Source organism: Nostoc sp. JL34 (genome assembly GCF_017114945.1).
In the GTDB taxonomy this organism is placed as follows: Bacteria; Cyanobacteriota; Cyanobacteriia; order Cyanobacteriales; family Nostocaceae; genus Nostoc.
This window is the reverse complement of record NZ_JABXKQ010000167.1, coordinates 23,852-35,116: the sequence shown is the minus strand read 5'-3', so window position 1 is coordinate 35,116 and position 11,265 is coordinate 23,852. Positions and strand designations below refer to the sequence as shown.

The window sequence follows — 11,265 nt, the reverse complement described above, 5'->3', positions numbered from 1 at the left end:
GACCTGTTTGCTCTGGAGACATGTAAGCAAGTGTTCCTTTAAGCAAATTAGGATTGCTGATGATTGCATTTTCTTTTGACAGGCGTGAGGCAATGCTAAAATCAGTAATTTTAACCTGCATTGACTGAGGATTAATAATTATATTTTGTGGTTTAATATCTTTATGAATAATGTGTTGTTCATGCAAATCTATAATAATATCCGTAATTTTAATAGCTAATTTTAAGCAATCTATGATATTAATTTTATTATTGTTGATAAATTGTTTTAGGTTCTGTCCTCCAATATCTTCTAAAACTAAAGCAATACTGTTTTGATAATTTTCTACTCTATAAACTTTAATAACTCCTGGCAAATCTAATAATTTAGAAATTTCATACTCGTGTTTAAACTCTGTTACATATTCAAGATTAGCGTATTCACTTTTAAGTATTTTCAGAATAACCGTTGTTTCATTAGTAAGTTCTTGCACCCGATAAACAACAGTATCTATCCCATCTGAAATTTTTTCTACAATTTTATATTTTGAATTAGTAATCATTTTTTATTATCTCTAAATATTTATTACAAAGCTATTAATTATGCTGTTATATTGCTAGTTAAACTAAAAATTTTGCTGGAATTTAGCGCCAATAAAATTAAAATATTTTTAAGCATAAGTTATGTTGGTTCAAGAAAATTTAATAATGTCCATATATAGGATATTTTTTCACTTTAAACTTATTGGGTAAATATTTTTCTAATAATTGCCCCTTTTACCTATAGCGGTGTGCAGTTCAGTGAGATACAAAAACTTTGCTGAAATGATTTGACAGCAAGGACTTTGGTGTTCTCATACAATCGACAATCGCTATATCTCCACTAAAATCTCTTCAATCTTGCTTGTGCACAGCCCAGACATGATGGTCTAGTGTATCCATTTTTACAAAAACTAACCGTAGAATAAGTAATATCTAAAGATATTGCTAACTTTTCTTTTCTCAAACCAGCGAGCGGACAAACTTTAAGGATTAGTTTGCCTACTTCTGGTTGTTGAATTATTACCAAAGGGTTTTTAATCATCATGTAACTTAAAACACCATTTGATTTAGCGAGTGAGATATATTTTGTTACATGCTACTGCTGCTAAGGCTTAATTGTAAACCGCTAATATACTATTCATTTTGAAATATAATCAATAAGTTTCTGTGTAATTACCACAACAGTTATTGTATATAGTTTTTCAACCTTATTTGTCAAAAATTTTCTATTTTCAACAAGCTTTAATTACTGAGTTTCATGATAATTTATGTTTTCATAACCCATTACTCCAGCTATATCCTCTCTGTGCAATTTAACTCCTGACAGAATATTCAGTTCGATTTACTTTTCTGCAATCAGTTTTTAACCTCTCTTTTCTCAGTCTTTGTGAGAAAAGAGAGGTTAAATAAAGAGAATTGGTCTTAGACATAGAGTTGCTCTCCCTATTCCTCTACCTTTGACTCACTATTTTGGCTGGAGGCTTGATAGGAATTTCAATCCAGAACTCTGTACCTTTACCAGGTTCTGAAATGCACTCCATTATTCCCCCATGTTTTTCGACGATAATCTGATAGCTGATTGCCAGCCCCAATCCTGTACCCTTACCCACAGGCTTGGTAGTGTAAAACGGGTCAAAAATTCGCTTTTTCACCTCTTCAGTCATTCCGGGTCCATTGTCACTAATACGAATCAACAGATGAGAATTGTCTGCTGAGACATTAGTAGAAATGTGGATAGTGGGCATCGGGTATGGGTTATTCTTCTTCCCCTTGTCCCCCTTGTCCCCATTCCCCATTACTAAAGCATCTATAGCATTGCTAAAAATATTCATGAATACCTGATTCATTTGACCGGCATAGCATTCCACCCGTGGGATGTTGCCATAGTCTTTTATTACCTCAATGCGTGGAAATTCAGCATTTCCTTTCAGCCGATGTTGCAAAATTAATAAGGTATTGTTAATGCCTTCATGCAGGTCAACGCGCTTGTTTTCAGCTTCATCCAAGCGAGAAAAATTGCGTAACGACAGCACTATTGAGCGGATGCGCTCGGTTCCTAATTGCATTGAGGTCATGATTTTTGGCAGGTCTTCTACCAAAAAGTCAAAATCGATGGCTTCGATCGCAGCTTGGATTTCACTATGGGGATGGGGATAGTTTAGCTGGTAGAGACGTAAAATTTCTAGCAGTTGTTCGGTATAGTCACTGGCGTGGCATAGGTTACCGTAAATAAAGTTAACAGGGTTGTTGATTTCGTGGGCGATACCTGCCACTAACTGTCCTAAGCCGGACATCTTTTCAGTGTGAATCAATCTTGTCTGTGTTTCTTGGAGTTCATGCAGGGTATGCTCTAACTGGGCAGCTTGATTTCTGGCTTCAATTTCGGCATCAGAGGTTTGTTCGTAGAGTTGTGCTTGTTGAATTGCGATCGCAGCCTGATCTCCTAGCTGTTGCAATAAATCAATTTCTGCATCCTGCCAATTTCTAGGAGCGTTACATTCATGGGCAATTAGTAAGCCCCATAGTTCGATACCCATATTAATCGGAACTATTAAGTTTGCTTGCACTTGCAGACTCTGCAAAAACTCTCGATGACAATCACTTAAAGAAGCAGTTGAAACGTTGTTAATTGCCCGTACCCTGCCCTGGTAATATAGACGCGTATACTCATCTGGAAAGCATTCTGGTGGTGCATTCACTCCTAGAACTGACTGCCAATTGCCATTAATCTCTTCCACAATCACCGATTTATTCTTCAGTTGGAAAATCAGCACTCGGTCTGAATTTAGCAGGGGACGGACTTCTCGAACTATAGTTTGTAGGGTTGTCTGCAACTCCAATGTGCGGCGAATCTGTTCTGTAACTTGCTTGAGTAGTTTGGTAAGCAGTAATGATTTTTCGAGTTCAGCAGTTTGCTCTTGCACCCGCAGTTCTAGGTTGGTATTCAGGGCTTGTACCTGTTTGTACATTTGCTGCTGCTGAATTGCCATTGAGAAATGATCGTATAAGGCTTGCGCTAATAACATATCTTCAGGCTCCCACCGAGGTGCTTGCCCTTTTTTTGGCTCTCGCCAAACCTCAAAGGAAAGTTGGGGCAACAGTTGTCGCCGATTTTGTTCACATCGTCCCGCCCACAAGATTTCCGTTTCAAATTCAGAGCGAAAAATACTTAATACACCGATAAATTTTTCGCGGTAATGTAGGGGAATCACCATGAGTCCGCGAATTTGAGTAGAACGGAATGCTAAAGCCAAAACTCGCAAACGTGATTCTTTATAGAGGTCAGCAGTTGCCCAAATATTACCTTGTTGAAATTCAGCCATCCAGTTTTGCCACATGGGATGCTGTTCGATAATGCTGTTATCTAACTCGTAGGGGAGTGTTGGTTGGTCGCCCCGGGTGTATAGTTCCCGACTCTCTTCAATGTAAAGCCTGCCACCTACTCCATTGAAGGCAGTAATAACTTCTTCTAGCGCTCCTTGTAATTGGATTGTCGGCAGTTTATGCAATAGTGTAGTAACTCGGTTAATAGTAGCTTCTCGCTCTTGCTTGGCGTGGGCTTCAGTGAGTAAATTGCTTTGAGCGATCGCTATCGCTACTTGGTCAGCAACTTGCTGCAATACTTTCAGTTCCTGCTTCAAAATCTTTCGCGGTTGACTGTGGTGAGATACCAATAATCCCCACAATTGAGGTTTTGCGGATTCTTCTTGTAGGTCGCAATGTAAAATTGGCACTACCAACGATGATTGCACACCCATTGCCTTTAGGTATTGAATATGGCATGGGTCTACCTGCCGATAGTAGATATTAGTTTGTAGACGTTTGCCAGTTTCTTTTGATTGTAGAGGTGATAGCCCGATCTTGTCGTTTACTACATCCACGATCGAACGTTGCCCAGCTAACAAAAACATCTCTCTAGCGGCTTCTGGAATATCATGAACTGGGAAGCGTAACCCCAATAAAGATGGCAGACTCTGCTCATAAATAGATTCAGCAATGACTTCACCACTACCATCAATATCAAAGCGATAGACCTTTACCCGATCTGCACCCAAAAATAAACGCACTTCGCTAACGGTAGTCGTTAATATCTCTTGGAGGTTGAGCGATCGCCGGATCTGTTTTGTCATCCGGTGCAGTAAACTTTCTTGGTCTAAGCTTTGCTGCAACTCGTTTGATTTATCGGTAAATGTCATTGTCTATATACATTATGACTGAAGTATATTTTTTATAATTGTCCCTGATGAGAATTCTCAACTTACAATGCTTTGATTTTCATCCCATTTCACGAAACTTTTGCTACAAATACGTTGCTAGGGGCGTACATTTGTTGCAAATATTTTTTAATGGTATTAAAGGATACTTGAAAAATATCAGATATTTTGCTTGATACCCATAGTGATATAAAGTTTATTTAGGAGAATCTCAAACTTTTTGGTATATCATCAAATACTTTCCAAACATCCTCTCAAGTCTAAAGTTGAAAAAATATTATTCATAGACACCTATTAATTTTATATTCTTCATCATCAAACTATTTCAGTGATATCACCCAAATTAATGCCTTCATAATTGCTTTGTAATTAACATATTTTTTTACTATTTTTACTTCTTAATTCAATTAATTAAGATTTTTTAAACCAAATAACTAAATTATTTTTACTTTTTCTAATATTTTTGACTGGGGAATTATAAAATTCCCCGTTTAATGGCTAATTTTATGTTGAATGTAACTATTTTGATTAAATTATTCGTAAATTACCGTTAAAGATAGTAAATTACGGATTTCTTCACGCACACTCATAAGAGTTTTACCGAGATGGTTTTGACCGGCTTTATTAGCACCACAGCCCCAGAAAAAATCAGTTGGAGAGTTTTCAACCAAAATTTCATCACCTGTCTTCAGGAGAACTTCTCTAATATCACCATGAGTGAGAAACTTTTTGAGTACAGCTTCTCGCATAATTTGAGTTTTGACTAAATCCCAGTCTAGACGGAGTTGGCGATCGCTACATCTTCCCAAAGCAGCAGCTTCTTCTGGGGTAGCGGCAGTATGAATGAGTGGTATAATTACCGCATCAGTGCTGCCTACAAACTTTTGTGCTTGATAATAATGCTCAACCGTTGGCCAGTAACTACCCTGGATATGGATTCCGTGAGGAGAAAAGTTAGAAAAACAGCCATAAGGCTGCCAAACCTTATAAAAGTAAATGGTCATTTGAAAATTGCTCTTTTATATATCAACTTCAGGGTAACTGAAACTTTAGGTTTCAAAACCCTTCATTTGTATGAAGGGTTAATAACATGAGGTTAAGGGAATTATTTTACACAATTCCTGGAACAACAGGTTTACCACTTTACCCATAAGCTTTAGAAAGGATGTGCTTACCACCTAGTAATTTTTCGCCCTGTTCACTGACGTTAGCTTTGAGTGAGTTGCAGTAGTTAACAATTCCTTGATTGGCTCATGGACAGGAAGTATTCCAGTTTCCACGCCGATTAAAGCATATTGCCACAGGCTAATTTGACATAAATATTAACTGCTTGGTTTTTCAACAAGCCCATCTTCTGACTGTTCTAGAACAGTAGCCATCCCTAACCTCCTGCTCGAAAGTATTGCGGTTGCGGTTGTATTTAATCCGTTTCGTCTCGCCAGCTAATCGCTTTACAATGGTTTCTCCATTTTTGCGATGGGCTGCTCCTGCGTCGCTAACGCTACGCTATCGGTGACGCGCTCAGTTTCTTTCCTTCACCTCCGGCACTTTGTACTTAATCATCGGCTTCCTGTTGACACCCAGGAATGACTAAAAGGAACAAATTCTCGTGAGCAAACGCGATGCCTATGGCGGCAAACTCGCACTCCTAACCCAAAACCGAACTTATCAAACGCGCTCATCTAAGAATTAAATGCTATCTGTGTCAACATCTGACTGAGCAATTCTTGCTTCTAGGCACTGCTCATAAAGCGAGATGTCGCACATCCAATCAGCGTGCAGTTCCAGGATTGGGTCAATCTGAATGCTCCTTACAAATGTGAAACAGCTTACCAAAAATCCTATTACAGAACAAAACCCCTAGCAAAAGCAGAAGGGGTTATTCTGGTATTCCAGAACACATTAAAGCTTTTGTGGAACATATTTATTGGCTGGAAAAGTACTATCCTTCCAAAGGGAAAGATCAGGGCTATTTCATTATATTTATAGTTTTGGGCATAGGCGTAGACTGTTGTAGATATCACCTATAACGATAAAAGCGATCGCAGATGCCAATAGCATATTTGAGCTTATCCACCGCGCTTGCTTTTATCGTTCCAGGCAGAGTTATATCAAGTTCGCTTAATTACTTATAATTCAAAACTGTCCGTGTCCCCGCGTCAGCCCTAATTATCAGTATCCATCCAAACATGATATTAGATAGTGCCTTTAAAGCTACAGCCTTTACTATTGCTCCAACAATTTTATCCTCTGCCACCAAAGATTCAGGGGATAATAGACCACAGGGGCCCATAAACTACTAAGAATGGCAGAGGCAAGGGCGACTCGTTGGTAATATGTCCAAATATCTGTTACCTTGCGCTCATCGCCTATCAAAGTTAATTGCAACCCAAAGATAGTTTCTGCCAAAACTGCCATAACAAAGACAATTACAGCGATTGAAATAAAATCTTCTTCGATAAAACGCTGTTTCTGGAGCAGACCAGTTAAAATTCCCACTATACCTAAACTGAGGGCATGAGTAGGGTTAGATGATGTCATTGAATCTTGAAGTAGCCCCAGAACTATACCTGCCAATCCTCCGGCAAACACTGTGCGTTTCACACTCCAAGCTACCACCCAAATTAACAGCCAATTAGGGCCAATTCCCAATAATTCCATACCTGGGAATCGAGTTGGCAATAACAGTAAACATAATAGTACAGATCCAACCGTCACTATCCAACCCAACAGCTGACGTATACCAGGATGCCAACGAGAAAGCGGCTGGATTGGGAATTTCGATTTTCGCTCTGACGATTTTGGCTTTTTCTGCCTGCTAGCACCAAATGCAGGAATCTTCATTTTTCTATGGATTTTCAAAGAAGAATTTACTTAGACTTTTGCGGCACTTGATTCGCCGACTCTTGATTTTCTGGCTCTTGGTTTTCTGGCTTTGGATAAACAGCTACCCAATCGAGAGAGCGGATTGGCGGAAAAAGCTCAATTTTTGCCACTGATGCGGGGAGTTTCTTTAAATCCAGCGACTTGATTCGTCCTACTGCCAAGCCAGATGGAAATTTTTGACTATAAGTAGATGTAGAAACTAAATCTCCTATCTTGACATTTGGGACTTTTTCATAAAACTCCAGCACTGCTTCGGCTGAAGAATCTCCTCGCAAAACGCCTTTAGCTGCGGTGCGGCTAATGGATACACCCACTTGACTCTTGAGGTCACTGATTAACAACACGCGACTAGTATTGGGAGTTACACTCTCCACCAAACCCACCAATCCACCATCTGCCTTGACTATGAAGCCTTCCTGAATCCCTGCATTCGCACCGCGATTCAGGGTAACTTGTTGCCACCACTGATCAGCACTACGTCCTATCACCCGGGCAGGAATTGGCCGTGATGCCAGTGGCTCTTTTTCTACATAACCTAATAAATCTTGTAGCTTTGTCTTTTGACTTTCCAAATCTACTATACGGGTTTGCAATTCCAATATCCGGGCATCTCTAAGACGTTCTTCTCGAGTAGGCCCTGACTGCAACATTTCTAACGGACGGGTAATTGCCTGGTATGTCTCAAGCACTAGCTCACCTTGAGTCTGTCGCAACATCCAAGCGCTACTAACTACTAGAGCTAACAACCCGATTTGCAACCCTTTACGATCCCACCAACGCCGTATTGTCACCATAAATACCTTTGCACACTTAATATAAATTAAGTTCTATTTGAGTTCTATTTATATAGAACCCAAATAGAACTCAAATAGAACTCAAGTCTGATATTTTTTTTCCTACATATTGCGAGAACTTTCGGTGACAACTCGTTCCAACTGTTTGAAGTTTTCTAACACACGACCTGTTCCCAGCACAACACAGCTCAATGGATCAGCAGCGATGTGGGTCACAATCCCTGTTTCATGGCTAATGAGGGTATCTATGCCTTTGAGCAAAGCACCGCCACCAGCTAACATAATACCTCTGTCAATGATGTCTGCTGCCAGTTCTGGAGGTGTGCGTTCCAGTGTCCGTTTCACCGCTTCTATAATTACTGATAGCGGTTCTAACATGCTTTCACGGATTTCCGGCCCTTTGATTGTTACAGTTCGCGGTAGACCAGAAAGTAGGTGTAACCCTCGGACTTCCATCATGGCGTCATTATCATCATTAGTCGGATAGGCAGAACCCATCCGAATCTTGATCTCCTCGGCAGTCCGTTCACCAATGACTAAGTTATGAACTTTCTTAATATACTGAATGATCGCATCAGTCAGTTCATCTCCGGCAATCCGTACTGATTCGCTGATCACCGTACCTTGAAGACTCAGCACTGCAACTTCTGTTGTGCCACCACCAATATCAATGATCATGTTGCCAGTTGCTTCGGCAACAGGTAGTCCTGCACCAATGGCCGCGGCTACAGGTTCATCGATTAAATACACTTTTCTTGCTCCTGCTTGGTGGGCTGCATCCATTACAGCTCGCCTTTCTACTCCTGTGACACCACTGGGAATACCAATGACAATTCGGGGTAGAATCAAAGATTTACCTTCATTTACACGCTGAATAAAGCTTTTCAGCATCAGCTCGGCTATATCAAAGTCAGCAATTACACCATCTCGCAAAGGGCGGAGGGCAATCACATTTCCAGGTGTTCGACCGAGCATTTTTTTGGCTTCTTCTCCTACTGCTAGTGCCACCTTTTCGTTGACATCGATAGCAACTACAGAAGGCTCTTGCAGTACAATCCCTTTACCAGATACATAAACGAGGGTGTTAGCAGTACCGAGGTCGATACCCATATCCCATGATGTGCGAAAGTTCCTAAAAAGACCCACGCGTTTCTAAGCCCCCTATGTGCGATACTTTTTGACTACAACGGTAAGAGTTAATCGTGCCGTATTCGACTACGTTTGTATCCTGAGTTGAGTAAACTAGACTATATTTTTATATGATTCCCAGAAATATTTACTATGTCTCAGGCATCTATTTTTTGATATTCTCTGGTTAACTTAGTATATCCGTATACTTTTATGTATTTCTCCAAGTAGTGTGTATAATTTTTCAAGTCCACTATATTGTTAACTGTTTAACACATTATTTTCAAGTGTTTCACAATTCGCTATGATGAAAGTCAGAATTACTAAGTACACATGTACTAAAAGGTAACGCACATGAGTATAAATGTTGTCACCCTCATTGGTCGTGTAGGCGGCGACCCAGAGATTAAGTATTTTGAGTCTGGTAGTGTTAAGTGTAAATTGACACTAGCTGTTAATCGCCGCACTAAAGAAGGTGAACATACCGACTGGTTTAATTTAGAACTATGGGGAAAAACGGCGGAGGTAGCAGGTAATTATGTACGCAAAGGCAGACAGATTGCTGTCAAAGGTTCTTTGAAGTTTGACACATGGAGCGATCGCCAAACAGGAGCAAATCGATCATCACCAGTTATCCAAGTAGACCAACTGGATTTATTAGGCTCTAAGCGAGACGCAGAGGGCGGTACGGCAGATATGTCCTCAGAACATTTCTAATTTAGTCATTGGTCATTAGTTGTTAGTAATCCTAATGACCAATGACAAAGGACTAATGACTAATAACTGATTTGCAGCGTCACCGATGCTTCTACTTGCTGTTCACCACCAACAATAGGGGTGGAAGCATCAGCCGACTTGGCAGCCTCAGCCCGTAAAAACATTGGTGGTGGTGGAGGCGCACTGGCATTATTAACTTGAATGCTCACTATTTCTTTGGATTTAAAACCCAAGGCACTGAAAACGGCATCAGCTTGCTGCCGCGCGTCTTGAGTAGCTTCTTTTAATGCTTGCTTTTGAGCAGTTGCGATCGCTTCATCATTCGCAACAAAACTAATGCCGTTAATTTGTGTCGCACCGGCTTTGACTGCATCATCCAATAATGTCCCAGCTTGCTCAACAGGAATTCTAAAACTTACAGTGTTAGTGGCAGCATAGCCTGTAATCTGCTGCACATTATTGGTGTAGCTGTAAACTGGGTTGAGCCGGATACCAGTAGTTTGTAATTTTTCAACATTTTTGCTCTTGAGAAACGCAACCACAGCCGATGACCTCTGAGCGGCTTCTTGCTGTACCTCTTGTGCTGTTTTCCCCTGAATTTCTACTCCTAAACTGACTTGCCCCAGGGTTGTGGGAATTGTTTCCACTCCGCGACCACTGACACTAAGGGTTCGCCACAATTTATCCTTTTCTTGTGCGAATGCAGGTAGTACAAAAGTTGTACATAAAAGCATTGCTAAAGGCAGTATTTTCCACAAGTTTCCAGATGGAAATTGAGAACCAGGTAAAGCGGCTCTAGTCATAAAATTGCACTCCTCAAACTATCCACAGATGTTTTTAATAAACGTATGTAGCAATCTTCTGGTGGCCGTTGAGAGTCAACAGCCACCACAAGTTTTTCACAACTCAAGTGCGATCGCTAGATACGATTTGTATGTTCTTACTTTGACACTGCCACAGTCAAAAGCTGAAATGGTTACATTTTTGGAAACTAAAAAAATTACACTAGCCTTTTTGGAGATTTTGTCATGGCGTATTGGCTGCTGAAAACTGAACCGGAAAATTATTCCTACTTCGATTTAGAACGGGACGGCAGTACAGTTTGGGATGGAGTCAACAATTCTTTAGCCCTGAAACATCTACGTACCATGCTTTCTGGTGACTTGACGATGATTTATCACACAGGCAAAGAACGGCAAATCATAGGTTTAGCAGAGATAGTTAGTCAACCTTATATCGATCCAACACTCAATGACAGCAAACGGGCAGTTGTAGATGTACGGGCATTACAAAGAGTACACCAACCCCTTACCCTAGCTCAAATTAAACAGGACAATAAATTCACAGACTTTGACTTGCTGCGACTTCCGAGACTGTCCGTAGTCCCGGTTTGGGAAGTCTACTGGCAGCGTTTGATTGAGTTGACAAATGACACAAATTAAGTTTTAAAAGCTGCCAATTGCGTCTCCATAGATGGATGTTTTTCAGAAACGCGTCAGAATCAAA

10 protein-coding genes are annotated in these 11,265 nt (G+C 40.4%); 3 read left to right on the top strand and 7 right to left on the bottom strand.

Annotation, left to right across the window (positions count from 1 at the left end; translation table 11 throughout):
• From HWQ44_RS30320 to HWQ44_RS30295, 6 genes are all read right to left on the bottom strand, one after another.
• Positions 1-541 (bottom strand): protein kinase (locus HWQ44_RS30320; protein WP_292725709.1); only part of this gene is annotated, 541 nt, incomplete at its 3' end.
• Between the two features lie 930 nt (positions 542-1,471).
• Positions 1,472-4,216 carry a GAF domain-containing protein gene (locus HWQ44_RS30315; RefSeq protein ID WP_292725707.1) on the bottom strand — a complete coding sequence of 915 codons (2,745 nt, stop codon included), beginning with the start codon at positions 4,214-4,216 and terminating at the stop codon, positions 1,472-1,474.
• A 551-nt stretch (positions 4,217-4,767) separates the two neighbouring features.
• Positions 4,768-5,238, bottom strand: coding sequence for an NADAR domain-containing protein (locus HWQ44_RS30310; RefSeq protein WP_292725705.1), 471 nt, complete (start codon positions 5,236-5,238; stop codon positions 4,768-4,770).
• A 1,222-nt stretch (positions 5,239-6,460) separates the two neighbouring features.
• Entirely contained in the window at positions 6,461-7,078 is a 618-nt protein-coding gene (gene mreD, locus HWQ44_RS30305) for a rod shape-determining protein MreD (protein WP_292725703.1), read from the bottom strand.
• 26 nt (positions 7,079-7,104) lie between these two features.
• Positions 7,105-7,914 (bottom strand): rod shape-determining protein MreC, encoded by an 810-nt coding sequence (mreC, locus tag HWQ44_RS30300; protein ID WP_292725701.1) that lies wholly within the window; start codon positions 7,912-7,914, stop codon positions 7,105-7,107.
• A gap of 102 nt (positions 7,915-8,016) precedes the next feature.
• Positions 8,017-9,024, bottom strand: a complete 1,008-nt coding sequence (locus tag HWQ44_RS30295) for a rod shape-determining protein (RefSeq protein WP_292725711.1) — start codon at positions 9,022-9,024, stop codon at positions 8,017-8,019.
• A 372-nt stretch (positions 9,025-9,396) separates the two neighbouring features.
• On the opposite strand from HWQ44_RS30295, the gene HWQ44_RS30290 reads away from it, so the two are divergent.
• Positions 9,397-9,759: a single-stranded DNA-binding protein gene (locus HWQ44_RS30290; protein ID WP_292725699.1), complete on the top strand. Its 363-nt coding sequence runs from the start codon at positions 9,397-9,399 to the stop codon at positions 9,757-9,759.
• A gap of 59 nt (positions 9,760-9,818) precedes the next feature.
• Here HWQ44_RS30290 and HWQ44_RS30285 read toward each other — a convergent pair whose 3' ends face one another.
• On the bottom strand, positions 9,819-10,562 hold the full coding sequence (locus HWQ44_RS30285) for an SIMPL domain-containing protein (protein ID WP_292725698.1): 744 nt from the start codon (positions 10,560-10,562) through the stop codon (positions 9,819-9,821).
• A 28-nt stretch (positions 10,563-10,590) separates the two neighbouring features.
• Here HWQ44_RS30285 and HWQ44_RS30280 point away from each other — a divergent pair, with 28 nt between their 5' ends.
• Together HWQ44_RS30280 and HWQ44_RS30275 are read left to right on the top strand one after the other, a co-directional pair.
• Positions 10,591-10,806: a hypothetical protein gene (locus HWQ44_RS30280; RefSeq protein ID WP_292725696.1), complete on the top strand. Its 216-nt coding sequence runs from the start codon at positions 10,591-10,593 to the stop codon at positions 10,804-10,806.
• A complete protein-coding gene (locus HWQ44_RS30275) occupies positions 10,788-11,201 on the top strand; it encodes an EVE domain-containing protein (RefSeq protein WP_292725694.1) in 414 nt (137 codons plus the stop codon). Before HWQ44_RS30280 ends, HWQ44_RS30275 begins: the two co-directional genes overlap by 19 nt.
• The last annotated feature ends 64 nt before the right edge of the window (positions 11,202-11,265 follow it).